The following is a 24,780-nucleotide window of genomic DNA, read 5'->3' on the forward strand; positions in this document are numbered from 1 at the left end:
GCTTTACGCATGGCGATCTCCTCAGGGAATACAATCAGTATGTCGGAAGATCTCTAAAAGTGAGTGGTTCGTTTTACTGGGATACTTACACCGGGAGCCTGAGCGACAGAATAACCAATACACATCCCGCTTTCGTCATCAACGATGGGTTTTGAGTTCAGTGGAGGGTTTCGGGGGCGAAATTCGAAATATTCACTGGCTGGCAATGTTGACTGGAAGGTGTAAAAACGTCCTGGCTCGTCTGTAATTAATCCAACACTCATTGTCATGATTTCCTTTTGGGCTAACCTTAAGGCCATCATAATGGACGTTTTTGCTTCAATCTACTTTTCCTGATTTTGATTTAATTGACTCAGCGGCTAACGCATCGCCTGGCTCGTTGTTCAACCCCGCCAGCACTGAAAGCGAGCTTCAGCACCGGCAGCGTTTGTCACTATATTGTTTAATTGTCGAGTATCGAATCGACCTCACCCGTTCGCACGTTAACGCGCGCCGCTACGGTCTGTTTGACCACGCCACCATAAGCATTAGTGCCGCGGAACGTTGTTTTTACAACGGCATGCGGGTCTTTATTCAAAATCAGATGGTAGACCGTTGAAACATGTTTATAAGAGGAATCATCATTCATGCTGGCTTTTATCAGCTTCTCTAACGGGCGATAAGAGCCATCCCAACCGCTAAAATTACCCTGAAATGCGTCAAAGTTGATTTTATTATTCAGAGATTGTGGATCCATCTCGAAGTCGTCGAAACACCACCCCAATACATCACCGAGCTTTAACGCATCATTTTTAGTAAAAGTGTACTCACTCATACAGGCATAAAAAGCATCAGCAGAGCTGGCTGGTACACCTTTGAAGCCAACATACCCTTTAACGATATCGTGCCGGGTTTCTTTTGACTCGTTGCGATATTCTTTGAGGGTTTTATCTGCGTACTCAAATGTTGGCATAGCCGGTTCCGTTTTAACCGCCGGTACATCAGCTTTTGCCACAGTCTGACTTTTTTCAGTCGGCCATAAGATTGAGCCAATAACACTCAGCGCCAGACAGCCACCGAGGTAAACCGCACTGGAGCGCTTACGGTTCGGCATCCGAACCAGCGACGGCTTGATTAACCCCACGATAAAAGCAATAAAGAGAGCCAGAGATAAAAATGCTATTACGGTATCCATGATTTTCCTTTGTGTGTAATCCCATACAAAACAACCCCATGCTATCAAACATAGGGTCGAGGGTTGTACATTTTTCAGGAATTAACGCCAGCTATCATCTTCCCATACTTCCTGAAGGATGCTATCTAGCGCTTCGCGGTCTGAATCATTATCGAACCCCATCAGCTCGACACCGGTCATGGCTCCCTTTTTAACAGTAACGCGCGTTGACGGGAAAACGCACCGTATCCGCCTCGTCAATTCACATTGGAAAGCATCAATTATCGGCTGGCCTATTTTTTGGTCTTTATCTAACGTGATATTTACCTTCACTTCGCTTTCCTTTGCAAAAGTCTCATCAACAGGTGGCGCGGAAAAAATAACTGAAAAATTATTGTTTTTCATTAGGTTGCCTTTTGCTATTTCCGCAATCAAATTTAAGGCAATTTCTCGGTCTCGTTCCTGACAAGCCCCCTCAGTCGTCAGACGCGCAATCATTTCGACGCGTTCAATCATGACATGCTCTCTTAACTCTCTATCCACACAACCTCCATAACGAGAGATACTGTATAAACATACAGCATCACGTATTATCAAAAGGGGTGAAGAAAAAAGTCACAGCTAAATACACTGTATGTACATGATATGGATGAATATTAGCGGTTACATTTTCGTTGTCAGTTCAGCTAAGGCCGCAACACGATTAAGGATTTCCCTAGCTTTAGCCTGATGCGATGGCGCTACGGAAAATATCTCTCCTTTGGCCGTTCCACGCAGCCATTTGCCATCAAAACAACTTTTACTACCAGCCATCAGGTGCAGGGCTTCGCCCCGGCTGATTGTGATACCTGTTGTCAGATGTATCTCGTCGATAGTTTTCGCTATAGCTGCACTTTGCTCATCCGTTCCGTGGATGAATTTTCGCCGTATTGCTGGCTTTTGCTTCCTCAGTCGGTGGGTCAACTCTCGCCTTTCACGCCGACTCAGAGGTTTTGTTAAATCCAGTATCGGTGGATCGCTTTCGCTTCCCGTACAGTTATTGACAGAACTCCGAGAGGGCGCGGTTGCGCCCTTAACGTCAACGGCCAAATCAACGGCACGTTTCGGAACAATCTTCCATTGCGTCAGACGGGTCAGAATTGGAGTGCCAGCACCGACCTCAGAATCGTAGACGCCACGGATACAAACCGTTTCCTCTCCATACTGGTTAAACTCATCACCCGGTTCGTACAGCGTGCGCACCTGCAGATCGTCACGGCGAACAAAAGGGCCCCCCTGAGCATTAACGTAACCGGCCCAGTCACCAGCATCAGCGGCATCATGGACAGCTGCAAACTCCACACTCAGACCGTGCGCGGTCTCAGTATCAGCGAGGCGACGCAATTCACGGTAAACCGTTACAGGCGCACCGCCGATAAACTGAAACTGACGGATATGCCAGCGAGCTGCCCACGCAGAAACAGCGGGTGCAGTCTCTTTGAGTAACTCACCGCTTTCGTCATCGGTCTCACCATCGAGGGCATAACCGTCAATATTCTTAGAGATGTATTTAGCGACATAGCCGGTCGCACTGCCTTTCTTCGGGTCAATCACTTCGGCGTGAAAACGTGCTTTTTTGGCTTTGTCGCTATTCAGTTCGTGACTATCTTCCTGCCATGCGTAATCACGAATGACGCGGCGAACACGTTCGACATCCTCCGGCAACATAAACATAAGCATGTGCCAGTGAGGGGTCGCGTCGTGATGCGGCTCGGCGACACGGATGCCGAAAATGCGGATATCTTCCCGATGCAGTTTCGCCCTGATACGTGCCCAAAGACGGGTGAGATAACCCTGCGTATCTGACGGGCTGGCACCTTTCCATTTTCCGTTACGGTATCCCGCTTTGGTTGTGGCGTGATATTTAGATGGCGCAGTGAGGGTGTAAAATTCGCCGACATAGCCGAGGTCATTGCAGATATTTTCGAAACCGCGAATACGCGTCATGAGCTCGCAACGGCGGATCGCAGGGTTGGCGACCGAGCCGTCATATTTCTCAATCAGGCTAATCCGGTTGCCTTCTTCATCCTCAAGTTCCAGCCCCTTGAGAAACTCACGCGTCCGTCGCTTTTGTTCGCGCCAGTCTGTTACGCAGTTTTTGCTCGCATAGACATGTTTTTTCTTACTGACATTACCGACAGCAATTTGCAGATGCTCGCGCCACGCAGACGCAACACGACGCAAACGGCCACGCCACCATGTTTCGGTAAACATGCGAATCACCGCAGGAGCAATGTCATTTTTGTCGAACAATTTCTTTGCCACGCGCTCCCAGTGTGGAGGGGTGACATTGAATTGTTGCGAGATAAAACCAGCGTGCATGTATCAGGTATAAAGCGTTTTGAGCTCACCAGACCCGGCATCATCGATATGTGCCAGCTCCGAACGGATGAAGTTAGCAATGTCACCAGCCAGCAGGTCGATGTCGGCGCGTGACATATCCGGGAGTCGGTTAAATCTGGCAATCATATTCACCATTCGTGACGCCAGATATTGCATTAACTGAGTATCAAAATGACCACCGAAAACAGCGGCAGAAACGTCGCTTTTGATGCCGGTACATTTATATTTTTTTGCGACCAGTTCGAGACGCGGCAATGCCTTTTTGCAAAAGCTGATTAAAAAAGCATTGGCTCGTTCACTGCCCTGCGTTTGCTCCAGTACGGTTGCCGTGCGGTTAACCTCAAATCGCACGCACTCTGGCTGATGGGCAAGCGCCTTTCGCGCATGCAGCAAAGCCGCGAACATTCTGTCGCGGCGATGCTGTTGCTCATAGGTGAGATATGGGCTGGCTAATGCAGACCCCGGAGTGTTCCACGGGTAAGCAAACTGAATAGCCAATTCATACCCCCCGATAATGCTTTAATTTAAGCTCTGTGATTTGCTGGCAGGTAACGCAAAAGATCACACCCGATATCGCTACACGTCGAGCCTCAGGAATTGGTGCGTCACACTCTTCGCACAGCAGGCGAGACGGTGCTGCATTACGGCTGCGAGCATTGCTGATGTGGCGTTCGCGGTCTTCCTGCTCACGCTGTTGTGCTAAATCCATTGCGTCGGCCATTAGTGCAGCTCCTGTGATTCGTTCTCAAAGCGGCAGGCTTCCCGGCGCAGCAATTCGGCAGCTTCTGTGCCGTTCATGCCCTCTTTGGTGATGTGCATAGCCAGCGCCTCAAGACGGATTGAAACAGCGAGGGCGCGGTCTTTGCGTTCTTCTTTTCTGGCATCTGTCAGCAATACGGCCAGTGCATCGCTGTCAGTTTTAAAACTAAGGGATTGGGTATTACGCATAAGTAACTCTCCTGCTTTCGGGCAATAAAATGCCCGGCGGGTTTACGCCATTAATTTTTATGTCTGGATTAATTCGGCATTGTTAGCCGTTTGGGAAATAAGCTCACTACTGCGCGAAAATGATTCATCGCGGTAATAAGCGCTTTTTTCTCCTCAGTAGTCAGCTCACTTAATTTGAGCTCATGGCGAGCATTCGGGATTTTTGCCAGATAGAAAATGGCGGACAAAGCACGGCTATTTTCTTCAAACAGCGGATCGCGCTTATCACGCATATCAGCAACAAAGCGCTCAAGTTCTTTACCGCTATCACCCCAGTGTTTCGCTCGCAGCTCTGCAACGTAGTTGAGACCGGCCAGGCGCTCACCGGCCATTAACGGCACAGCTTCGATAGCCATGAATCCACCTTATAGCGGGAAGATATACCAGCCAGTAAATCGACCTGCGAGCGGCTCGGGTGCCAGCGCTTGCCATCTTTCCCCATAATCCAGCCGTGACCGCAGTGCATGGCCGGGCTTTGCTTAATGAGAAGAGAGGCGAATGAAGGTTCATTTTTCAACATAGCCACCTCACATAAGACCGAATGACGCGCCAATACCACTCATGGTATCAACCGCACTTGCCATTGCAGGATTAGCCTGGAGGCGAGCCTGTAGAGCGAGGGCCGAAAGCGAGAGCATACGAATACCGGCATTAACGCTCTCAATCATGGTGCTCTTACGAGCAGGGGTCAGGCGTTCTGTTGAAACTGCGCCGCTTGCCAATTCGCCGAGTTCACTCATGGCGCGCATGACGTAGGACTGCAATTTGTCTTTCGCCAGTTCGTTAACCGGCACACAAGGCAGACAATGGATCTGAGCCAGAAAACCATCGACGAGTGTTGAGTCTTCGGCCAGGTCAGTCAGCAGCCATAACTCTGGCGGAGTGAACTGATGAGGCTGCTCCGGGTTCAACTTGTTACGTAGCGTTTGAACATTCATCCCCGCGCACTCTGACAGCTTCGCCATGTTGTGACGCAGTGCAAAAGCCCGGCACGCTTCGTCAAAGTGGGGATGTTTGGAAACCTGAAAATCAAACATGATTTGCCTTTGGCTAATCGATAGGATGCTTTACGCATTAAGCGAAATATCACATTCACTTAATGCCTGAATGGTAAGCGCGGCCATGTTGATTTCAACCAACCCTTTCTTCTGCTTTCCTTTCGGTTTAATTGGCAATTTACCGTATTCAATCAGGTTTCTAGCGGTTTCTTTGTTGGTGCCAGTACGGCGGCAATACTCATCTAATGGCAAGTATGGCTCTGGGATGATGATTGTAATGTTGGGGCGCATAGTGCAAACTCCGTCAGTTAACCTGTACGGCAATACAGGGTTATATAAGGCAACATTCAAACTACGGAGCCAGAATAATTTGAATTTCGAGAAATATAAATATTACATTCTCGATTTTGGAAGTGTCGATTCTTTATGAGCAAATTCAAAATTGACCTTGATGTAGATAGCACTCCTATCCTAGATAGGGTGATTGAGGCTTACGGCTTTACGCAGAAGTTACAGCTCGCGGAACATCTGGACATGGCAGCAAGCTCTCTCTCCTCGCGCTATAAGCGTGGAATTTTTCCTGCTGATATTGTCGTGAGATGTGCTGCTGAAACAGGTGCAAATTTAGAGTGGCTTGCGACGGGTCGAGGCCCTAAGTTTGACGACGATGAATTAGATATCCTCAAGGTTCCACGCCGAAAGATTGTTGATGGTCAACTCTATGAAGCTGGCGTGCTAATGCTGGACAAAGTGGCATTCTTGCCGGGTAAGCCACTGCCACAGAAACCAATGTGCATCATTGATGGTTTCATGCAGTACATCGTTGACCAGTCTTTCTCCGAAGTTTATGACGATGACTGGTTGGTCGAAGTGGAAGGAAAAACGAGTATTCGCACCCTCACCCGCATCCCAGTTGGTAAGGTACGTATTAGCGGTGTAGGTATGGCATTTGATTGCGCCATAGATGACATCAAAATTATTGGCAGGGTTGTGCTAACTGTAAAATAAGATAGGGACTTCATAATGATTGACTATAAAACAGCATCAAAAGATCAGCTAAAAAAAGAATTCACACGCCTTGCGAAGGTCGTATCTGATTCAACGTTTGGCACAAAAAAAGAATTTTTCCACTTACCCAATATCCTCAATTCAGGTGAGCAACCGCTGGCAGTTGCAAGTGGGGCGATGGACGGAAATACCTGGCTAATAACGCTCACAAACCAGCGAGTTATCTTCCTGGATAAGGGCATGGTTTTTGGCGTGAAACAGGTCGATGTTAACCTTAAAAACATTGTAAGTGTTGGTGGGAAAACTGGGCTGATTCTTGGTGAGATTATGATCTCCACAAGCGGTCAGACATACACCATCAAAAATGTCATGAAGACATCGGTTATTCCTTTCACAAACCTGATCAATTCGACCCGCAACGCTCAGAACGAAGCTCTGCAACAAGTTGAGCAAGCTAAACCACAGGCAGATGATTTTATCTCTCAAATGGAGCGTTTAGCCGCACTCAAAGAAAAAGGAATTCTGAGTGACGAAGAGTTCCAACAGCAAAAACAACGAATTCTAAACGGTTAAGTTATGCCAGTAAGAAAACTAGCTGATGGCCAATGGATTGCAGATTTCTATACTGTAGACCGTACCAATGGCAAAGATGGCAAGCGCATCCGCAAGAAGTTCTCCACCAAAGGCGAAGCGCTTGCTTTCGAAAATTATACACTGCAAAAAATTGATGATTCCCCTTGGCTTGGGGAAGGCAAAGACAGCCGCCGCTTGTCTGATTTAGTGCATCTCTGGTTTGATCGCCATGGCATCACTTTGAATGATGGTGAGAAGCGCAAAAGCTCTATGATTTGGGCTGCGGAGTGTATGGGATCGCCATTGGCTACAGAATTTAATGCTCAACTATTCACTGCGTATCGAGCCAAAAGACTTGAAGGTGAATTTGCCAGGACGAAACGAGTATCCAAAGTTTCCCCTCGAACAATGAATCTTGAACATGCTTATTTTCTCGCTGTATTCAATGAGCTGAAAAGATTGGGTGAATGGAAAGCGCCGAATCCTTTAGAAAACGTAAGACAGTTTAGAATCGATGAAAGTGAAATGTCTTATCTAACGGGTGAACAGTTCAAAACTCTTTTACATGAATGCCGAAACAGCAACGCTAAAGATCTCGAAATTATAGTGAGAATTTGTTTAGCTACCGGTGCAAGATGGAGTGAAGGAGAAAAATTAAAGCATTCACAGATTGCGGCAGGAAAGATAACTTTTATAAAAACAAAAGGAAAACGTAATCGTACAATTCCCATATCGAACGAATTTCTCGAGGAATTACCAAGGAAAAATGGAAGCCTTTTTACTCCATGTTATTACGCATTTAGAAATGCTCTTGAGCGTGCAGGAATTGAGCTTCCAGCAGGACAATTAACTCACGTTTTACGACATACTTTCGCAAGTCACTTTATGATGAATGGTGGTAACATACTTGTGTTACAAAAAAATACTCGGACATTCTGATATAAAGATGACAATGCGATATGCACATTTCTCACCTAGCCATTTACAAGACGCACTAAAATTCAACCCTCTAAATAAAGCTATTTAAAGGTATAAGTAATGACCACTCAGCCAACATGTTATTATTGCAATGAACCAGCAACGACAAGCGAACATATCCCTCCTCGAGGTCTTTTCCCTGATTCAGAGAAATACACATACAACCTTTTAAGCGTACCATCTTGCAATAAACATAATAATAAAAAATCAGATTTAGATAACAGAATGCGCCTTTTTTTAGTAGGGGTAAGCAAGAAGATACATCAAGATAAAGATTTTAAAAATTTGGTGCATAAAGTTATCCGTGGAACATTGAGGGACGTGAAGACATTTAATAACTTTGCTAAAGACTCCAGAATTGTTAGAAAGAAAAATAAAGAACTCACCTTAATCAATCCGAACTTTGAAAACTCTGAAGTTAATATAGTGTATGGAGATCACAAATTTTATCAAGAGTGCATTTTGAAAGGGATTTATCATAAAACATATGGCGATACATGGAGTAAACAACTGTTCATTATACCTATGAGCCTTGTGGGTTTTGATGAAGATTTTGATGTATTAGATTTTGCATTTGGTATACAAGAATTTAAAGATTTAACAGAAAAAAACTTAAACATGCACAGTAAGCACAAGGTATTTCAATACAATACTGAAGAAGTTGGAGAGTTAATTATAATTAGTGTGTGCCTATACATGGAGTACTATTTCTATGGCATTTTTTGTGATGCTACTATGCTACAAAATATCAAGAATAAGTTTACTCCTGATTCCCCCGTTACATCCTTCAATGATGCAGTGTATGTTTATCATGAACCCAAAAATGTCGCAAAAGTGTCGCAGTAAGTCAGATTTATTGACATATACTGCCTATTATTACCAAGATAATGCATTGATAAACATATAAATACTTAATTTTTGGTTGGTTATCATAGTTCTCATAATCGCTTGGTCGCTGGTTCAAGTCCAGCAGGGGCCACCAAATTTTAGCTTTAAAATCATATAATTAAGCCACTCGACAGAGTGGATTTTTTATACTTTGAATCTGGAGTGGCGGTAAAATGGCGATAGAAACCGCTACACACCACAATTGGCTTAGTCTCTCGATCAGCGCAACACTCACCCCAGCATCTGCTTTCGTCGCAATTTGCCTTTTCATCATCCGTTGAGTGGTTAGATTGGCGTCGAAAGTCCAGGACCAGAAAAAATGAAGTTCGCGCTTTATACAAGATCGCTGCTCACGAGTGTGTAAGTCTCCCGATAGTCGTTCCACACACCTCCTTCCAGAAGGATCGCGACAAACCTCTCTTATCTTCACAAACCCTAAAAACTAAAGAAATCCCCCATCGCGCCGATCATCATCCGTGTGTATTATTTCCTGTAGCTTTTACAACAACTAACCTTAACTCAAATACTTAAGCGCCAAAGCGAAAGGCATCATGAGCACACCGATCAAACGGCTAGAAATCATTAAAAATGCCATTGAACTGGAAGATGACGACATCATCCAGAGCCAGCTGACACGGCTGAAAAATGAAGCGTTTGACGATGAGCTACAGGCAATCGTCGTGGCGCTTGAGCAGAAAAACTATACCGCCGCCATTGCGGCCATCACCGCCTGGCTACAGAGCCAGCGCGCCATTACACAATGGCGTGACCCACAGGTGGCGGCCGGCAAACTGGAGCTTAAAGCACTGGAAGAGCGTCTGCGCGATCTGATTGACCGCCGCAATGCGCGGGTACAACAGCTTGATGAGTTCAACGATCTCTATTTCTCCCGCCTCGGGCCGCTGATGCAGCAGATCCTCGCCCTGCGTAAGCAGCTTGCCGAGCTAAACCTGCGTCGTCAGCAGGCAGAGGCACGTCGCCGGGAAGAGGATTACCGTCGCTGCCAGCTCTATATGGCGCAGGCGGTGGAAGTACTGGCAACGCTCACCCAACGCTGGCGCGACCTGCCTGCCGACTCCGTGCAAGCCGCTGAGGCACGCAAGCACCTGCAACAACAAAGCAATCTGATCGCCAACCTGCTGGCCGAAGCGCTGGAGCTGGAAAGCGGGCTCACGCGCGAAGAAGAGCCGGCACGCCAGGCGCGTGACGATGCCAACGAAGAGTACGAGAAATACCGCGAGCAGCACCACGACGCCGAAATTCGTCTGCGTAAAGGAAAGAACCTTTCGGAAGACGATCAGAACGAGCTGAAACGCCTCTGGCGTCAGGCGAGCAAACTGTGCCACCCGGACCTGGTTGCGGACGATCTGAAAGAAGAAGCCAACACGATGATGGTGCAGCTCAACCAGGCGAAACAGCGCGGAGATGTGAAAGCTATCCGCTCACTGGTGGCACGTCTGCAGCAGGGCTTTGAGCCACTGATGGCGAGCGACAGGCTGAACGATCTGGAGCGTATCCGCAAAAAAATGGCGCAGGTTCGCGAGCAAATCGACATCCTGGTGAATGAGCTGGCAGAACTTGAGAAAGAGGAATCCTGGCTGCTGGTTTCATCGCTGAGCAATATGGAAGCCTATTTTGCTCAGCAGGAGAAAGCGCTGTACGACGTCCGCGCCTCGCTCGAACACCAGGTGAACGAAGCGCAGCTGGATTCAGCAGCCTGATTATTTGGCGTGCCAGTATGCGCTGGCACGCACTAATTGCAGGTCGATAGCATCGCTCTCAAACCGACGACTCAGGTTTTTCACAACCTTCCCTTCTCCGGTAAGCCAGATAAAGTAATCTTCCCCGGGCACAGTCAGCGTCGCCAGATGGTCAGACACCGCCTGCTCGCTGTGGCCGACAATCCAGGTGATATTAACGTCGCTCAGATGCGCCAGATAGTCCTTGTAAGATCCGTCGCCGACAGTCACCACCGCATGAATTTCCGGGCGCACAGTCTGTTTTGCCATGCTTTCTAAACGGCGGCGTAGCGCGGGCATGCCGGACTCGTCGCACACATACAGCTGCCAGGCGTAATCTTCCGGTACCACCAGCGAACCGCGCGGCCCCCCGATAGTCAGCCTGTCACCCACGTTTGCCTCTACGGCCCAGTGGCTGGCGATCCCACCATCATGAACGAAGAAATCCAGCACCAGCTCCTGATTCACCTCGTCGTACAGCGGCGTATAGTCGCGCGTCTGCGGACGTACGCCGTCACCCCAGTCAATACCGTCATCGGTGACAACGGGTGGAACAAAGGTTGTGCCTGGGGCCGGGAAAAAGACTTTGACGTGGTCGTCAAAACCGCGAGAGCTAAAGCCTTCCAGCGCTTCTCCACCTAAAACAATACGCTGGAAACCAGGACTTACGCGCTCAACGCGGAGCACATTCAGCTCGCGAAAGCGCAGGTCATTACGAACACGTTGTGGGTAGCGGGTTGATATCATTTGTGTACCTTTTTCGGGTGAATACGATATATCGAAATAGATTTTAAATGATAATGATTGCTATCCAGACAGAATGCAAGAATTTTTAGATTGCATCTAAATATATCTTAGATATAGTTTAGATATATCATTTAAAGAGAAATAACATGCGACACGAACACGAAGGTGGCGGACGCCGACAGCGCTTTTTTGGCCACGGCGAACTGCGTCTGGTGATTCTGGATATCCTGACCCGTAATGCGAGCCACGGTTACGAGTTAATCAAAGAGATTGAGAACATGACTCAGGGGAATTACACCCCGAGTCCTGGCGTGATCTACCCGACCCTGGATTTCTTGCAGGATCAGACATTTATCACCATTACGGAAGAAGAAAACGGCCGCAAGAAAATTGCGATTACCGTCGCCGGGCAGCGCTGGCTGGATGAAAACCACGAACAGCTGGAACACATTCAGGTGCGTATCAAAGCACGCTGCGTCGGCTTTCAGTTGCGTAAAAACCCGCAGATGAAGCGGGCACTGGATAACTTCAAAGCGGTGCTGGACCTGAAGGTCAATCAGGGAGAGCTCAGCGACGCGCAGCTTAAGCAGATCATCGGCGTGATCGACCGTGCGGCGCTGGAGATCTCCCAGCTGGATTAAGCCAGCGCGCGTTCGCTCACGCGGAAGACACGTACCAGCTCTTTCAGGTGCAGAGCCTGCTCGTTCAGTGATGCCGCCGCTGCAACAGACTCCTCCACCAGGGCGGAGTTCTGCTGAGTGGTAGCATCAATCAGGCCAATTGCGCTGTTAATCTGCGAGATACCTTCCGTCTGCTCATGGCTCGCCTGGCGGATCTCACGCAGGATAACGTCCATCTCTTCCACGTTACCGACCATTCCGTTAATCAGGCCACTGGCTTTCTCCACCAGGTTCATCCCGTCCTGCGTCTGGCTGGTCGAGTTCTCAATCAGCTGGCGGATTTCACTGGCAGATGAGGCGCTCTTCTGCGCCAGCTGGCGAACTTCACCCGCCACGACCGCAAAACCACGGCCGTGCTCACCTGCACGCGCTGCTTCTACCGCCGCGTTAAGCGCCAGAATGTTGGTCTGGAAGGCGATGGCATCGATCAGGTCGATAATGTCGGACATTCGGTTCGATGTCTCATTAATCAGGCGCATTTTGCTGGTCACCTGCTTCATCATCTCACCGTTGTTCTTCACCACAGTGGCGGCATCTGCCGAGAGATGCGTCGCTTCCCCGGTATGGGATGCCGTGTTTTTCACCGTCGCGGTGATCTGTTCCATTGAAGCGGCGGTCTGTTCCACAGAACTTGCCTGCTCTTCCGTGCGCGCAGCCAGATCCTGGTTACCCGCAACAATCTGTGCGGCGGCACTTGAGATGTTCTCCGAGCCGGTTTGCACCTGTTGCACAATCTCCAGAAGGCGAGTTTTCATCTCCATCAGCGCATGCAGCAGAAGGCCCGTTTCATCTTTACCGTGCGACGTCATGCTGCCGGTCAGATCGCCATCGGCAATGGCCTGTGCAAAATTCACGGCCTGGTCCAGCGGACGGGTAATCGCGCGCACAATAAACCAGCCAATCAGGCTGCCAGCCACCACGCTGAAGAGGGTGATAAGGATCAGCAACAGGCGGCTGGTTCTGAAATCACCGTCCACCTGCGTACCTGCGCTTTGCATCTCGTTGTTTTGAATCTCAATCAGCGCCTGCACTTTCGCTTTATAGGCCTGTTGCAGGTTGAGGGTATTGGTCATCATCTCTCTGATGGCCCCTGCACGATCGTTGTTCTGCACCGCCTGCAAAATGCGGTAGCGCGAATCAAGATACTGCTGACGCACCCCACGAATATCCGCCAGAACCTGCTGTGATTTTTCATCGTGCAGTGCGTTGTTCAGTTCGCCCAGGATGACCGTAATGTGCTCGCTGATCTCTTTCAGACGCTGCTGTGACTGCGCGGTGTACGCACCCTGCTCGTCCAGTAACATGAGCTGCTGAGTGCCAATAAATTCCTGGAAGTTGTCAATTAACTGGTTCGCTTTTACCGTAGTCGGATAATCGCTGGTAATGATGGATTGCATCCCGGTGTTTGCCCTGTGCAAACTGAACAGGGATAAACTTGCACTCACCACCATCAGGACAATAAAGAACCCAAACGCCAGAAATAATTTCGTGCCGATTTTTACGTTAGATAAGAACATATTTACTCCATCGATGTGATTATTTCTAAGACGATCTCCGTTATCGGTAACTAACAACCTAACTTTATGACTTTGATCGTTTTTTTTATTTCACAATCATTCTTATTGATAAGTTAAGGCTATTAATTTACGCGCATCGATCGTTATGTGACCATCAGACAGGGTGTTTCTGAAATTGCATCATGGAAAACTGACTTAGGCGGGAATAAATAACTCAGTTAATTTCTTTAGTTATTTAATACTTCATTAACAATAAACATTAAGAATAATTACAACCACACAAAATAATAAAGCCGCTTATTCCGAATGGAACAAGCGGCTTTTCTGGAACATTACTGACTCAATAAAGTACGGTTACCGCATCCTCAAGACGCCCGGCACGGTGCTTCACCATCGCGGAGATCTGCGCGCTTTCCTCCACCAGGTCAGCATTTTTCTGCGTGATACTGTCCAGCTCGGCCACTGCACGGGTTAATTCCGACAACCCGGTTGCCTGCTCGGACGTCGCGTGACTAATCTGCGCGATAAGCTGCGTGACGTTTTTCACCTGCTCAACGATATCGTCCATTGTACGGCCTGCCGCGTACACCTGATCGGAGCCAGACTGGACCTTGTTGGCGCTGGCATCAATCAGCTTACGAATATCGTTGGCCGCACTGGCGCTACGGCTGGCAAGATGGCGAACTTCACCTGCCACCACCGCAAAGCCTTTACCCTGCTCACCAGCCCTTGCCGCCTCAACCGCTGCATTCAGCGCCAGAATGTTGGTCTGGAAAGCAATGTCGTTGATCAGCGAAGTAATCGAACCAATCCGCTGCGTGCTGTCGGCGATATCATCCATCGTTTTCACCACGGTTTGCATCGCATTCCCGCCCTTTGTCGCCGCGCTGCTGGCGGCCATTGAGAGCTTGTCTACTTCGGCGGCAGTTTCAGAGTTACTTTGTACCGAGGCGGCCATCTGGTTCATCGTCGCAACGGTCTGCTGCACGTTAGCGACGGTCTGACGCGTGCGGTCGTTAAGATCTTCGTTGCCCTGCGCCAGCCTGTCGCTGCCATCGCGCACGCTCACCACCTGGCTTGACACATCATTGATTAACCAGCGGCACATCAGCCCTAACTGCCCGACCGCACGCAGGGTGAGCCCCAGCTCATCGCTGCGGTTCAGGTGCTGCACGCTGTTACGCTCTCCCGTCGCCACCTTCAGCGCCTGACGCGCCACGTTTTCTATCGGGCGGACAATTTGCTGTTCGAACAGCAAAGTGCCCAGCAACATCACCACGGCACAAGCCGCGAGCGGTGCCCAGCCTGCAGCATCTGCCACCAGCGTGGCAGCGAGCGCCGCAAAGAGCACCGCCATCACGCTGCGTACCCGCCAGCGCAGCGGCATCGCCGGTAACTTACCGAGCCAGCCTTTACGGATCACCAGCCCTTTATGAATGCGTTTTTTACAGCGCCCCTCATTCAGCGCTTTATACAGCGGCTCTACGGTTGCAATCTCGTCTGCCGTCGCTTTCGTGCGAATCGACATATAACCCGTTACCTGCCCGTGGCGTACCATCGGCACAGCGTTCGCACGCACCCAGTAGTGATCGCCATTTTTACGGCAGTTTTTGACAATCCCACTCCAGGGTTCGCCCTTCTGTAGCGTGTACCACATATCGGCAAAGGCCGCTTTTGGCATATCGGGATGACGCACCAGATTATGCGGCTGCCCGAGCAGTTCCTTGAGTGAATAGCCACTCACCTGCACAAAGGTGTCGTTGGCATGGGTAATGTAGCTGTGGATGTCGGTGGTGGACATTAAGGTGGTGTCATCATCCAGAGGATATTCATTCTGGGTGACATAAGAAGGAGAGGACATTGTGGGCATCCCTTGCAGGTTATTCGAATGTTAATTTTGTGGTTTATTGTTTTTTCGGCGATAACGAATTTATCTTTAGTTGTTAAATATGATGAAGGTCGCAAATTTCAGTTAAACCGCACTTTTTGTACGCTTTCTTAATCTATTGATTTCAAATACTTTCACAGAGAAATTACCTATGAAGCATGACCTGTTTACGCCCACTTAAGAAGCATGCCTTGCACCACCCCAGTGCAATTGACGAAATCTGGCGCAAAACCTTTCTCCCTTCCCTCTGTCGCTTAATCCCGTTTCGGTTACATCGGCATGATTAAATATTGCGTAACATAATTTTAACCTGGCGTTTATCCCGATTTTCGTTAAGTCAGATGAGGTGGCGTAATCCCTGCAATACTTAAACCAGTATCATGTGATACGCGATCCCCGGGAGCACATTTTGAACAGGTTACCTTCCAGCGCCTCGGCTCTTGCCTGTACCGCGCACGCACTGAATCTCATTGAGAAGCGAACGCTTGATCATGAGGAGATGAAACAACTTAACCGAGAGGTCATCGATTACTTTAAAGAGCATGTCAATCCAGGGTTTTTGGAATATCGCAAATCTGTTACCGCCGGCGGGGATTACGGAGCCGTAGAGTGGCAAGCGGGGAGTCTGAATACGCTTGTCGACACCCAGGGACAGGAATTTATCGATTGCCTGGGTGGTTTTGGTATCTTCAACGTGGGGCACCGTAATCCAGTTGTGGTTTCCGCCGTACAGAATCAACTTGCGAAACAACCTCTTCATAGCCAGGAACTGCTCGACCCGCTTCGCGCCATGCTCGCGAAAACGCTGGCGGCGTTAACGCCCGGCAAACTGAAATACAGCTTCTTTAGCAACAGCGGCACGGAATCGGTCGAAGCGGCGATTAAACTCGCCAAAGCGTACCAGTCGCCGCGCGGGAAATTCACCTTTATCGCCACCAGCGGCGCGTTCCACGGTAAATCGTTGGGCGCACTGTCGGCTACCGCCAAATCCGCTTTCCGCAAACCGTTTATGCCGCTGCTGCCGGGCTTCCGCCACGTGCCGTTTGGCGACATCAGCGCCCTGCGTACCATGCTGAGCGAATGCCGTAAGACCGGCGACGACGTAGCGGCGGTGCTGCTGGAGCCAATTCAGGGTGAAGGTGGCGTGATCCTGCCGCCACATGGCTATCTCCCTGCCGTGCGTCAGCTGTGCGATGAGTTTGGCGTACTGCTGATCCTGGATGAAGTACAGACCGGGATGGGACGCACCGGCAAGATGTTTGCCTGCGAGCATGAGAACGTCCAGCCAGACATTCTGTGCCTGGCGAAAGCGCTCGGCGGCGGCGTGATGCCGATTGGCGCAACGATCGCCACCGAAGAGGTGTTCTCGGTGCTGTTTGACAACCCGTTCCTGCACACCACCACCTTCGGCGGTAACCCGCTGGCCTGTGCGGCTGCGCTGGCGACCATCAACGTGCTGCTGGAGCAAAACCTGCCTGCGCAGGCGGAGCAGAAAGGCGACATGCTGCTGGATGGCTTCCGCCAGTTGGGCCGTGAATACCCGGATCTGGTCCAGGACGCACGCGGCAGAGGGATGTTGATGGCGATTGAGTTTGTCGATAACGAAATCGGCTACAGCTTTGCGAGCGAGATGTTCCGCCAGCGGGTGCTGGTCGCCGGTACGCTCAACAACTCAAAAACCATTCGTATTGAGCCACCGCTGACGCTGACGATTGAGCAGTGTGAGCAGGTGCTGAAAGCGGCGCGTAAAGCGCTGGCAGCACTGAGGGTGAGCGTGGAAGAAGCGTAATATTCACTCCCCCTCCATGCGAGGGGGAGTTTCTTAGCGGTGGAACTCCGCCACCGTCATAGTAAACCGCAGAAGGTTTTCTCCCTCATTAGCGTAACCATGCGCCGCCTCTGTTTTCGCAACCGCAGACGCACCAGCGTTAACCTGCGTGATTTTATCATCCACCGTCAGGGTCAACACGCCCTCGTTAACATGCAGCAGCTCAAACGTCCCCGCCGGGTGCCCCGGTGAGGTAAAACACTCGCCGGGATGCATCTCCCACTGCCACAGTTCAATCATGTCCGGGCCCGCGGTTCCTGCCAACAGTCTGGCGCGCCCACCCTGTGCGCCCTGCCACAGAACCGGGATCGCCTCTTCTTCAATAATGTGCACCAGTGGCTCACTGGAGACGTTGACGATATCCGCCACCGAGACGCCAAGCGCAGCGGCAAGTTTGCAAAGAATGGCAATGCTGGGATTCGCCGCCCCTTTTTCGATCTCCACCAGCATGCCTTTGCTGACGCTGGCGCGGCGGGAAAGCTCATCCAGCGAGAGTTTTTTCTCTTTGCGCCAGTTACGAATACGGTTCGCCACAGCCAGGCTTACCTGGGCGATATCTGCACCCGAATCGGTCAATATATTGACTTTACCAGTCATTAGTCACTACCATGATATAAAACAGTCAATACAGGATTATTTATGTCTCTCGTTACGCCGTCAATAGACTCGCGTCTTGCCAGGCTTGTTCCTGGCTTTCGGGCGTTGAGTATTCTGGTTGAAGCTGCGCCGATTACCCACCCAGAGGTTGCCCGCGCGGCGCTGGCGCAGGCCTGCCAGCAAGTGCTCAATGATGATGTGCCCTGGGCTGAAGCGCACCTCTCTGACTGGGATAATGTGTTTAAGGCCTTCGGTGCAAAACCGAAACGCACCCCCTGCTCCGCCGCGGCTTTGCGCAAGCGGGTGCTGAAAGACGGTTCATTGCAGCCGCTCGATCCGGTGGTGGATATCTACAACGCGATCAGCATCCGCTATGCCATTCCGGTTGGTGGAGAAAATCTCGCGGCCTATTCCGGCACACCGTACCTGACCCTGGCTGAGGGTAATGAGCCCTTTGATACCCTGAAAGAAGGCCAGCCAATGGTGGAATACCCTGACGCCGGGGAGGTTATCTGGCGCGACGACATCGGCGTCACCTGCCGACGCTGGAACTGGCGACAAGGGGTACGCACGCGTCTGGACAGCCGGGCGCAATCCATGTGGTTTATTCTCGAAAGCCTGCCGTCAATGCCACTGGCAGTGCTGGAAGAAGCAGGTGCCGAGCTGGTCAACAACCTGCAACGGCTGATGTCAGGGGCAACGGCTCAGGTGCAACTGCTGGAACTGTAAGAGGACAAAACGATGTTTCACGGGTTAAGCGCCTTTCCGCTAACGCCACTGAAGGACGGCAAATGATACTCGCGGATCTGGAGCTGGCCTGAAAATGCCGGGTGGCACTTGCGCTTACCCGGCCTACAAAATCAACATAACCTCGTGCCCGTAGGCCCGGTAAGCGCAGCGCCACCGGGCAAAACGTTACTCCGGCAACAGTCCCACAAAACTGCGTTTTTTGCGCGGCTCCGACATCAACTGCTCAAGCTTATCCACGCACGCCAGATAGTGCGGCGTTTTCTTGTGTGCCAGCACCGCCTCTTCGTCTTTATAGGCTTCGTAGATAAAGAACCGGGTTTTCACGCGCGGGTCCTGCAACACGTCGAAACGCAGGTTTCCCGGCTCCTGGATCGCCCCTTCATGATTGGCGCGAAACACCTCCAGAAACTCGTCCACCCGTTCGGGTTTGATGTTGATCTCCACTAACGTCACATTCATTTTGCTTCTCCCTGTTTTTCTTCCTGCCAGAACTGGAACGCTTCCCGCGCGCTCATGTTCTCGTGAACCACTTTTTTCACCGCTTTTAGCATGGCGAGTGGCGCGCTGGACTGGAAGATATTGCGCCCCATATCCACGCCAGATGCCCCTTGATCAATCGCACGGAAACACATCTCCAGCGCCTCATGCTCCGGTAGTTTTTTGCCTCCGGCGATCACAATCGGCACCGGACAGCTGGCGGTGACTTTTTCAAAGCCCTCGTCCACATAATAGGTTTTGACGAACTGCGCCCCCATTTCGGCGGCGATACGGCTGGCGAGCGAGAAATACCGTGCGTCGCGCGCCATCTCTTTACCCACGCCTGTGACCGCCAGCGTCGGCATACCGTAACGTGCCCCGGCGTCCACCAGCTTGATGATGTTGTTGATCGACTGATGCTCGAACTCACTGCCGATGTACACCTGCGCCGCCACCGCACAGACGTTCAGACGCAGAGCATCTTCCATCGCCACCGCCACGCACTCGTTGGACAGTTCGCCTAAGATCGAGTTACCGCCGGACGCGCGCAGCACCACCGGTTTGTTGGTGGCAGCCGGCACAGTGCTTCGCAGAATGCCACGGGTACACATCAGCACATCGGTTTCGCCAAACAGCGGGGCAATCGAGAGATCAATACGCTCAAGGCCGGTAGTCGGCCCCTGAAAGTAACCGTGGTCAAAGGCCAGCATCACCGTGCGGTTGCTTTTCGGGTTGAAGATGCGCGAAAGTCTGGACTGCATGCCCCAGTCCAGCGAGCCGCAGCCCTTCAGGGTGTACGGCACGTTTTGCTGCGGTGTGCCGATGCCAAAATCTTTGCCGTCTTTGATGTCGTCTAAATCAGCCATTTACTCCCCCGTCAGAAATCGTATTGGTTGATGTTCTCTTTGGTGAACACCACGCGCTCTGGCAGCAGCACAATGCCGTTGCCCTTCGCCTCATACTGGTAGCCCTGCACGCTGTTCGGCTCGACCTTCAGCGTACCGATATCGTTGACCTCCACGCTGTCGCCAACGTTAAGATCGCCTTTTTTCAATAAATGATCGGCGACATTGACCGCAATTTTGCCCTGTTGCACCACATCCCACAGGCCGAAGGCTTTCACCGTGCCGCGCTCTACGTACGGACGCATCACGTTAGGGGTACTGAACCCGACAATCGCCACCCCTTCACGCTTCAGGTTTTCCGCCGCCTGCGCTGCCGCTGGCAGGGCGTTGGCATCCGGGGCGATGATCGCATCCAGATCCGGGTACGCTTTTAAGATCCCTTCGGCAGTTTGCAGGGATTTGGTGGCATCGTTATAGCCAAACTGGGTGGTGACAATTTGCCACTGGGGATGCTCTTTCTCGATTTTGGCTTTCGCCTCTTTTACCCACTGGTTCTGGTCGGTGACGGTGGGGCTTGAGTAGAAGAACGCGACTTTGGCATTCGGTTTGGTGACCTGTTTTCCAGCCATATCAACCAACAGGCCGCCGAGCTGTTCCGGGGTGCCCTGGTTGATGTAAATACTGCGGCACTCCGGTTTGGTGTCGGAGTCCCAGGTCAGTACCTTCACACCACGCTGCATCGCGCGTTTGAGCGCCGGGCAGAGGCCATCCGGCGACACGGCGGAGACGATAATGGCGTTATAGCCCTGGTTGACGAAGTTGTTGATAAGCTGCACCTGGCCGGAGACGCTTGGCTCAGTCGGGCCATCATAGGTGACGTCTGCGCCCAACGTTTTACCCGCCTCTTTCGCGCCGTTGCCCCCGCTGGTGAAGAAGCCCACGCCCACCAGCTTCGGGATAAAGGCAATGCGGTCTGCCGCCTGTGCCGACGCGAAGCTGAGCGCCATCGCCAGGACTATCAGTTTTGTTTTCATCTTACGCTCCGGGTAGTTTTGAGGAAGAAATTGCGCACCCATTCACGGTGCAGACTCAGCGAACGTCCCATCACCACCACAACCAACAGCGCCCCTGACAGCGCGCTCGACACCTGGTTGGGGATGCCGACCATCTGTAAACCCTGTTGCAGGTACCCCACCAGCAGCGCCGCCAGTGCAGTTCCCATAACCGAACCTGAACCGCCGTAGATATTCGCCCCGCCGAGCACGGCGGCAGTGAGTGCAGGCATGAGTAAATCGCGCCCCAAATCCGAACGCGCCGAACCGAAATAAGAGACCATCACCAGCGCAGCTATCGCTGAAGCCACACCCACCAGGCCATACAGCACATAAGGCATACCGTTCACCGACAGCGCCGCATAGCGAGCTGCACGCGGGTTTTGTCCAATCAAAAACAGGTGGCGGCCAAAGCGCCCGCGGTGGGTTATCAGCCAGAAGAAGACGGTAATGACCGCAAACAGCACCAGCGGGACTGGCAGACCAAAAACGGTGAGGTTGGCGAAGGCGGTAAAGCTGTCCGGGAAGCCACCAATGCCCTCATAGCCTGTCGCCCCTGCCATGCCGGAGAGCAGCAGCGCTCCACCGCCGTAGAGGTAGAGCGTGCCAAGGGTGATAACCAGAGGGCTGACGCCGGTGTAATGAATAAGCGCCGCGTTAACCAGCCCGCACAGCAGGCCCAGCAGCAACGTCAGCGGAATCGCCACCGCCATCGGCCAGCCCGCCTGCATCATCACCCCCAGCGCAATGGCACACAGGCCAATGGTTGAGCCGAGGGATATGTCTATCCCACCGCTGATGATCACAAGCGTAAGCGGCAGCGCCACAATGCCGATGCAGATAAAATCACTGGTACTGAACAGCAGCATGTTGATGTCGAGCATGCGCGGGTTAATGGCTCCAAAAAGCAGGATCTCCAGCACCAGTAACACCAGCAGCGCGCTTTCCCAGTTAAGCTTCATTTACGCCACCTCTTTTTTGCGTTTGGGAAACGGGGTGACGTGCTTTCCCCCTTTGTTACCCGGCTGGAAGCGGCCGTATTTCAGCGCCCGTTGATGCCGTGCCAGGGCCTGACGCAGGCGTCCGTCGAGCACCAGCACGCCCAGTAACACCAGCCCGGCGATAAAGTCATTCCACCAGGCCGGGAGTTTAAACAGCACCAGCACGGTATCGATTTGGGTCAGGAAAAACGCCCCGAGGAACGCGCCGACGAGCGTGCCGGTGCCGCCCAGCAGCGAGATCCCCCCCAGCACGCAGGCGGCAATGGCTTTCATCTCCAGCCCGCTGCCGGTCTGGTTGGGCACAAAGCCAATCTGCGAGGCAAAGACAATCCCGGCGCAGGCCGCCAGCATGCCGTTTAGCGTAAATGCGATCATCCGCGTACGGTTCACCGCCACGCCGAGCTGTCGCGCGGCAGTGAGGTTATCCCCGACGGCGTAGAAATCCCGCCCGAACGCGGTTCGCGACAGCATCCACACGCCGACGGCGGTTAAAAACAACACCACCATACCGAGTGGCGAAATACCGGCGACGGCAGGAACGGAGAGAGATTTCAGCCCCGACGGTAACCCTTCAATCCACTTCCCGCCTGTCCAGAGCAGCATCACCCCGCGGTACAGCCCCAGCGTACCGAGCGTGGCGACAATCGCCGGAATGCGCAGCCCCACCACCAGAAAACCGTTGAATGCCCCCGCCAGCGCGCCAACAGATAACGCAAAGAGCATTGCCACCGGCAAGCTGTAACCACTGTTGAGTGCCACACCGACGGCAATGGCAGACAGCCCAACGGTGGAACCAACGGAAACATCAATATTGCGGGTCAGCATCACCAGCGCGGCACCGAGCGCCAGCAGGATCAGGATTTGCGAGCTGGCGAAGATCATCCCCAGCGTTTGCAGGCTGAAATAAGCCGGGTTCAGCGCCACCAGCACGGCGAACAGCGCGAGGATCGCCAGAAAGGCGCTCAGCTCGCGGTTTTTCAGCAAGGTCTTCATGATTGCCCTCCGAACGCCAGCGCCATCATCCGATCAAGGCTGACGGCGTGGCGCGGCAGTTCGCCGCTGAGTACGCCCTGATGCATCACTAATACACGGTCTGCCAGGCCAGGAAACTCATCAAGATCGCTTGAGATCATCAGTACCGCTACGTTTTGCGCCGCCACGCTTTTGATCAGTTGATAGATATCAGCGCGCGCCGACACATCCACGCCGCGCGTCGGTTCATCGACGATCAACAGCAGCGGATTGGCCTCCAGACAGCGCGCCAGCAGCACCTTTTGCTGGTTACCGCCGGAGAGCGTGCGCACGGTTTGATCCGCATGGTTGAGCTTGATCCCCAGTGCCCGGTGATAGCGCTCCACCACCGCAGACTCCCGTTTGCGCTGCTGCCAGATGGACGGTTCATTCAGCGCCACGGTGTTCCAGCGGATAGGCGCGTCCAGGAACAAGCCAGAAACCTGCCTGTCTTCCGGCAGGTAGACCAGTCCTTTATCCAGCCGTAAAAAAACGGGAGCATGGGTGATCTCCTGATTCTCCAGCCAGACCCGTCCACCGCGCACCGGGCGCAGACCGTAGAGGGTTTCAGCAAACTCGGTGCGCCCGGATCCCACCAGCCCGGCAAGGCCAACGATCTCCCCGGCATAGATTTCCAGATTAATATCGATAAACCCTTCCCCGGTCAGATCTTCCACGCGCAGCACCGGAAAATCCTGCGGCTGGGTGCGGCGGTTGCCCGGCAGCGACAGCCACAGTTTTTGCGCGTCGCTTAACCCCTTTTCCCGGCTCACCGGCGTCATGGCGGCAATCAGGGCGCTATCGTCAAACTGCGCGGTTTCACCACTGAGCACCACAGCTCCGTCGCGCATCACTGAGACGTGGCTCGAAAGCGTGCGGATCTCCGGCAACTTATGCGAGATAAAGACAATGCCGACGCCAAGTTCCTGCAGGGCGCGGATCTGGCGAAACAGTCTTTCGGTTTCGCCTGGCGTGAGCGACGCCGTGGGTTCGTCAAGGATCAGGATCTTCGCATTGCGCATCAACCCACGCAGGATCTCCACCATCTGTTGATCCGCCACTTCCAGGGTGCTGGCGGTGGCATCAAGACCGATCTGGCACTGTAACTGCTGGAGTTTCTCCGCCAGCCGTTTATCCACCCCGTTTTCACGCGGCAGGCGGAAAAGAATGTTTTCCCGCACTGTCAGGTTGGGAAACAACAGCGGCTCCTGCGGTACCAGGTAAATGCCCAGCTTGTGTGCCTGCCCCGGGCTGAGGCGCGCAAATGACTGGCCTTCGACCGAAAGTTCACCGTTGTCCGCGGTCTCTACGCCGGCGATTATCTTCATCAACGTCGATTTTCCCGCACCGTTACCGCCCATCAGCGCATGCACCTGACCCGCACGCAGCGTGAAATCAATGCCTTTTAAGACCGGCACGCCAGAGAACTGCTTGCAGATATCACGTGCTTCGAGAAGTGGCGTCATCATCGCTCCGCTATTGAACAAATGATTTTTAGATTTAATATTGTTCAAAAGCGTAGACGGTGAACTATATTTACAACCGTGCAGGGATCACAGTTTTATCGATTAAGATTCAGATAAACCTGGAACAATCTAAAAGATCCGTTTTGTCGCGTGGCTCACACTTTCCCCCCGCGCCATCACGAACATATGATCTAAATTTTTATAAGAGTTCACAT

Annotated in this window: 25 protein-coding genes and 2 pseudogenes; 8 read left to right on the top strand and 19 right to left on the bottom strand. The window is 52.0% G+C overall.

Annotated elements, in window-relative coordinates:
* Positions 1-442 precede the first annotated feature (442 nt).
* The 9 genes and pseudogenes from ACJ9N4_RS16020 to ACJ9N4_RS16060 form a co-directional block, all read right to left on the bottom strand.
* Positions 443-1,174: a hypothetical protein gene (locus ACJ9N4_RS16020; RefSeq protein WP_411500633.1), complete on the bottom strand. Its 732-nt coding sequence runs from the start codon at positions 1,172-1,174 to the stop codon at positions 443-445.
* 81 nt (positions 1,175-1,255) lie between these two features.
* Positions 1,256-1,696, bottom strand: a complete 441-nt coding sequence (locus ACJ9N4_RS16025) for a DinI-like family protein (RefSeq protein WP_411500634.1) — start codon at positions 1,694-1,696, stop codon at positions 1,256-1,258.
* A gap of 120 nt (positions 1,697-1,816) precedes the next feature.
* Positions 1,817-3,886, bottom strand: a pseudogene (locus ACJ9N4_RS16030) (replication endonuclease).
* Positions 3,887-4,034: 148 nt separating this feature from the next.
* On the bottom strand, positions 4,035-4,256 hold the full coding sequence (locus ACJ9N4_RS16035) for a TraR/DksA family transcriptional regulator (RefSeq protein ID WP_409255912.1): 222 nt from the start codon (positions 4,254-4,256) through the stop codon (positions 4,035-4,037).
* Positions 4,256-4,483, bottom strand: a complete 228-nt coding sequence (locus ACJ9N4_RS16040; protein WP_411500635.1) for a DUF2732 domain-containing protein — start codon at positions 4,481-4,483, stop codon at positions 4,256-4,258. Before ACJ9N4_RS16040 ends, ACJ9N4_RS16035 begins: the two co-directional genes overlap by 1 nt.
* 68 nt (positions 4,484-4,551) lie before the next feature.
* Positions 4,552-4,878 carry a DUF5347 domain-containing protein gene (locus ACJ9N4_RS16045; RefSeq protein ID WP_411500636.1) on the bottom strand — a complete coding sequence of 109 codons (327 nt, stop codon included), beginning with the start codon at positions 4,876-4,878 and terminating at the stop codon, positions 4,552-4,554.
* Entirely contained in the window at positions 4,854-5,042 is a 189-nt protein-coding gene (locus ACJ9N4_RS16050; RefSeq protein WP_411500637.1) for a phage filamentation protein Fil family protein, read from the bottom strand. Before ACJ9N4_RS16050 ends, ACJ9N4_RS16045 begins: the two co-directional genes overlap by 25 nt.
* Positions 5,043-5,049: 7 nt before the next feature.
* A complete protein-coding gene (locus ACJ9N4_RS16055) occupies positions 5,050-5,559 on the bottom strand; it encodes a phage regulatory CII family protein (RefSeq protein ID WP_411500638.1) in 510 nt (169 codons plus the stop codon).
* Positions 5,560-5,589: 30 nt separating this feature from the next.
* Entirely contained in the window at positions 5,590-5,811 is a 222-nt protein-coding gene (locus ACJ9N4_RS16060; protein ID WP_139883480.1) for a regulator, read from the bottom strand.
* Between the two features lie 135 nt (positions 5,812-5,946).
* Here ACJ9N4_RS16060 and ACJ9N4_RS16065 point away from each other — a divergent pair, with 135 nt between their 5' ends.
* The 5 genes and pseudogenes from ACJ9N4_RS16065 to ACJ9N4_RS16085 all read left to right on the top strand — a co-directional run bounded on the left by ACJ9N4_RS16065 (position 5,947) and on the right by ACJ9N4_RS16085 (position 10,688).
* Positions 5,947-6,528, top strand: coding sequence for a phage repressor protein CI (locus ACJ9N4_RS16065; RefSeq protein ID WP_411500639.1), 582 nt, complete (start codon positions 5,947-5,949; stop codon positions 6,526-6,528).
* A gap of 15 nt (positions 6,529-6,543) precedes the next feature.
* Positions 6,544-7,101 carry a PH domain-containing protein gene (locus tag ACJ9N4_RS16070; protein WP_411500640.1) on the top strand — a complete coding sequence of 186 codons (558 nt, stop codon included), beginning with the start codon at positions 6,544-6,546 and terminating at the stop codon, positions 7,099-7,101.
* Positions 7,102-7,104: 3 nt separating this feature from the next.
* A pseudogene (locus tag ACJ9N4_RS16075) lies at positions 7,105-8,128 on the top strand (tyrosine-type recombinase/integrase).
* 11 nt (positions 8,129-8,139) lie between these two features.
* A complete protein-coding gene (locus ACJ9N4_RS16080) occupies positions 8,140-8,925 on the top strand; it encodes a hypothetical protein (RefSeq protein ID WP_411500641.1) in 786 nt (261 codons plus the stop codon).
* A 593-nt stretch (positions 8,926-9,518) separates the two neighbouring features.
* The gene (locus ACJ9N4_RS16085) at positions 9,519-10,688 is read left to right on the top strand and encodes a DNA repair protein (protein WP_411500642.1); all 1,170 of its coding nucleotides are present in this window, start codon (positions 9,519-9,521) and stop codon (positions 10,686-10,688) included.
* On the opposite strand, the gene ACJ9N4_RS16090 is transcribed toward ACJ9N4_RS16085, so the two are convergent.
* Positions 10,689-11,453: a siderophore-interacting protein gene (locus tag ACJ9N4_RS16090; protein ID WP_182918975.1), complete on the bottom strand. Its 765-nt coding sequence runs from the start codon at positions 11,451-11,453 to the stop codon at positions 10,689-10,691. It abuts the gene before it with no gap.
* A 146-nt stretch (positions 11,454-11,599) separates the two neighbouring features.
* On the opposite strand from ACJ9N4_RS16090, the gene ACJ9N4_RS16095 reads away from it, so the two are divergent.
* Positions 11,600-12,094, top strand: coding sequence for a PadR family transcriptional regulator (locus ACJ9N4_RS16095; RefSeq protein ID WP_182272691.1), 495 nt, complete (start codon positions 11,600-11,602; stop codon positions 12,092-12,094).
* On the opposite strand, the gene ACJ9N4_RS16100 is transcribed toward ACJ9N4_RS16095, so the two are convergent.
* Together ACJ9N4_RS16100 and ACJ9N4_RS16105 are read right to left on the bottom strand one after the other, a co-directional pair.
* Positions 12,091-13,650: a methyl-accepting chemotaxis protein gene (locus ACJ9N4_RS16100; RefSeq protein WP_182918976.1), complete on the bottom strand. Its 1,560-nt coding sequence runs from the start codon at positions 13,648-13,650 to the stop codon at positions 12,091-12,093. The genes ACJ9N4_RS16095 and ACJ9N4_RS16100 overlap by 4 nt on opposite strands.
* A 340-nt stretch (positions 13,651-13,990) precedes the next feature.
* The gene (locus ACJ9N4_RS16105; RefSeq protein ID WP_182272693.1) at positions 13,991-15,511 is read right to left on the bottom strand and encodes a PAS domain-containing methyl-accepting chemotaxis protein; all 1,521 of its coding nucleotides are present in this window, start codon (positions 15,509-15,511) and stop codon (positions 13,991-13,993) included.
* Between the two features lie 436 nt (positions 15,512-15,947).
* Here ACJ9N4_RS16105 and ygjG point away from each other — a divergent pair, with 436 nt between their 5' ends.
* The gene (gene ygjG, locus ACJ9N4_RS16110; protein WP_182272694.1) at positions 15,948-17,327 is read left to right on the top strand and encodes a putrescine aminotransferase; all 1,380 of its coding nucleotides are present in this window, start codon (positions 15,948-15,950) and stop codon (positions 17,325-17,327) included.
* Positions 17,328-17,360: 33 nt separating this feature from the next.
* Here the strand turns inward: ygjG and ACJ9N4_RS16115 are convergent, their stop codons facing one another.
* Positions 17,361-17,963 (bottom strand): helix-turn-helix domain-containing protein, encoded by a 603-nt coding sequence (locus ACJ9N4_RS16115; protein WP_182272695.1) that lies wholly within the window; start codon positions 17,961-17,963, stop codon positions 17,361-17,363.
* A gap of 42 nt (positions 17,964-18,005) precedes the next feature.
* Between ACJ9N4_RS16115 and ACJ9N4_RS16120 the strand changes: the two genes are divergently transcribed.
* On the top strand, positions 18,006-18,692 hold the full coding sequence (locus tag ACJ9N4_RS16120) for a B3/4 domain-containing protein (RefSeq protein WP_182918977.1): 687 nt from the start codon (positions 18,006-18,008) through the stop codon (positions 18,690-18,692).
* A gap of 186 nt (positions 18,693-18,878) precedes the next feature.
* Here the strand turns inward: ACJ9N4_RS16120 and lsrG are convergent, their stop codons facing one another.
* From lsrG to lsrA, 6 genes are read right to left on the bottom strand one after another with little or no spacing between them, the layout of a single operon-like run.
* Positions 18,879-19,172 (bottom strand): (4S)-4-hydroxy-5-phosphonooxypentane-2,3-dione isomerase, encoded by a 294-nt coding sequence (gene lsrG / locus ACJ9N4_RS16125; RefSeq protein WP_182272697.1) that lies wholly within the window; start codon positions 19,170-19,172, stop codon positions 18,879-18,881.
* On the bottom strand, positions 19,169-20,056 hold the full coding sequence (gene lsrF, locus ACJ9N4_RS16130; RefSeq protein ID WP_182272698.1) for a 3-hydroxy-5-phosphonooxypentane-2,4-dione thiolase: 888 nt from the start codon (positions 20,054-20,056) through the stop codon (positions 19,169-19,171). The genes lsrG and lsrF overlap by 4 nt, the downstream gene beginning before the upstream one ends.
* An 11-nt stretch (positions 20,057-20,067) precedes the next feature.
* On the bottom strand, positions 20,068-21,069 hold the full coding sequence (gene lsrB, locus ACJ9N4_RS16135) for an autoinducer 2 ABC transporter substrate-binding protein LsrB (protein ID WP_182918978.1): 1,002 nt from the start codon (positions 21,067-21,069) through the stop codon (positions 20,068-20,070).
* The gene (gene lsrD, locus ACJ9N4_RS16140) at positions 21,066-22,049 is read right to left on the bottom strand and encodes an autoinducer 2 ABC transporter permease LsrD (protein WP_182272700.1); all 984 of its coding nucleotides are present in this window, start codon (positions 22,047-22,049) and stop codon (positions 21,066-21,068) included. The genes lsrB and lsrD overlap by 4 nt, the downstream gene beginning before the upstream one ends.
* Complete coding sequence (gene lsrC, locus ACJ9N4_RS16145; protein ID WP_182918979.1) at positions 22,050-23,081, bottom strand: autoinducer 2 ABC transporter permease LsrC; 1,032 nt, start codon at positions 23,079-23,081, stop codon at positions 22,050-22,052.
* On the bottom strand, positions 23,078-24,565 hold the full coding sequence (lsrA, locus tag ACJ9N4_RS16150) for an autoinducer 2 ABC transporter ATP-binding protein LsrA (RefSeq protein ID WP_182274575.1): 1,488 nt from the start codon (positions 24,563-24,565) through the stop codon (positions 23,078-23,080). Before lsrA ends, lsrC begins: the two co-directional genes overlap by 4 nt.
* Positions 24,566-24,780: the final 215 nt, after the last annotated feature.

Source organism: Enterobacter sp. LM3, from assembly GCF_046622475.1.
In the GTDB taxonomy this organism is placed as follows: Bacteria; Pseudomonadota; Gammaproteobacteria; order Enterobacterales; family Enterobacteriaceae; genus Enterobacter; species Enterobacter cloacae_P.

Bases quoted from the DNA above. Each gene is read 5' to 3' on its own strand.
- ACJ9N4_RS16020 (WP_411500633.1), bottom strand. From the start codon at position 1,174: ATGGATACCGTAATAGCATTTTTATCTCTGGCTCTCTTTATTGCTTTT.
- ACJ9N4_RS16035 (WP_409255912.1), bottom strand. From the start codon at position 4,256: ATGGCCGACGCAATGGATTTAGCACAACAGCGTGAGCAGGAAGACCGC.
- ACJ9N4_RS16040 (WP_411500635.1), bottom strand. From the start codon at position 4,483: ATGCGTAATACCCAATCCCTTAGTTTTAAAACTGACAGCGATGCACTG.
- ACJ9N4_RS16045 (WP_411500636.1), bottom strand. From the start codon at position 4,878: ATGGCTATCGAAGCTGTGCCGTTAATGGCCGGTGAGCGCCTGGCCGGT.
- ACJ9N4_RS16050 (WP_411500637.1), bottom strand. From the start codon at position 5,042: ATGTTGAAAAATGAACCTTCATTCGCCTCTCTTCTCATTAAGCAAAGC.
- ACJ9N4_RS16055 (WP_411500638.1), bottom strand. From the start codon at position 5,559: ATGTTTGATTTTCAGGTTTCCAAACATCCCCACTTTGACGAAGCGTGC.
- ACJ9N4_RS16060 (WP_139883480.1), bottom strand. From the start codon at position 5,811: ATGCGCCCCAACATTACAATCATCATCCCAGAGCCATACTTGCCATTA.
- ACJ9N4_RS16065 (WP_411500639.1), top strand. From the start codon at position 5,947: ATGAGCAAATTCAAAATTGACCTTGATGTAGATAGCACTCCTATCCTA.
- ACJ9N4_RS16070 (WP_411500640.1), top strand. From the start codon at position 6,544: ATGATTGACTATAAAACAGCATCAAAAGATCAGCTAAAAAAAGAATTC.
- ACJ9N4_RS16080 (WP_411500641.1), top strand. From the start codon at position 8,140: ATGACCACTCAGCCAACATGTTATTATTGCAATGAACCAGCAACGACA.
- ACJ9N4_RS16085 (WP_411500642.1), top strand. From the start codon at position 9,519: ATGAGCACACCGATCAAACGGCTAGAAATCATTAAAAATGCCATTGAA.
- ACJ9N4_RS16090 (WP_182918975.1), bottom strand. From the start codon at position 11,453: ATGATATCAACCCGCTACCCACAACGTGTTCGTAATGACCTGCGCTTT.
- ACJ9N4_RS16095 (WP_182272691.1), top strand. From the start codon at position 11,600: ATGCGACACGAACACGAAGGTGGCGGACGCCGACAGCGCTTTTTTGGC.
- ACJ9N4_RS16100 (WP_182918976.1), bottom strand. From the start codon at position 13,650: ATGTTCTTATCTAACGTAAAAATCGGCACGAAATTATTTCTGGCGTTT.
- ACJ9N4_RS16105 (WP_182272693.1), bottom strand. From the start codon at position 15,511: ATGTCCTCTCCTTCTTATGTCACCCAGAATGAATATCCTCTGGATGAT.
- ACJ9N4_RS16115 (WP_182272695.1), bottom strand. From the start codon at position 17,963: ATGACTGGTAAAGTCAATATATTGACCGATTCGGGTGCAGATATCGCC.
- ACJ9N4_RS16120 (WP_182918977.1), top strand. From the start codon at position 18,006: ATGTCTCTCGTTACGCCGTCAATAGACTCGCGTCTTGCCAGGCTTGTT.
- lsrG (WP_182272697.1), bottom strand. From the start codon at position 19,172: ATGAATGTGACGTTAGTGGAGATCAACATCAAACCCGAACGGGTGGAC.
- lsrF (WP_182272698.1), bottom strand. From the start codon at position 20,056: ATGGCTGATTTAGACGACATCAAAGACGGCAAAGATTTTGGCATCGGC.
- lsrB (WP_182918978.1), bottom strand. From the start codon at position 21,069: ATGAAAACAAAACTGATAGTCCTGGCGATGGCGCTCAGCTTCGCGTCG.
- lsrD (WP_182272700.1), bottom strand. From the start codon at position 22,049: ATGAAGCTTAACTGGGAAAGCGCGCTGCTGGTGTTACTGGTGCTGGAG.
- lsrC (WP_182918979.1), bottom strand. From the start codon at position 23,081: ATGAAGACCTTGCTGAAAAACCGCGAGCTGAGCGCCTTTCTGGCGATC.
- lsrA (WP_182274575.1), bottom strand. From the start codon at position 24,565: ATGACGCCACTTCTCGAAGCACGTGATATCTGCAAGCAGTTCTCTGGC.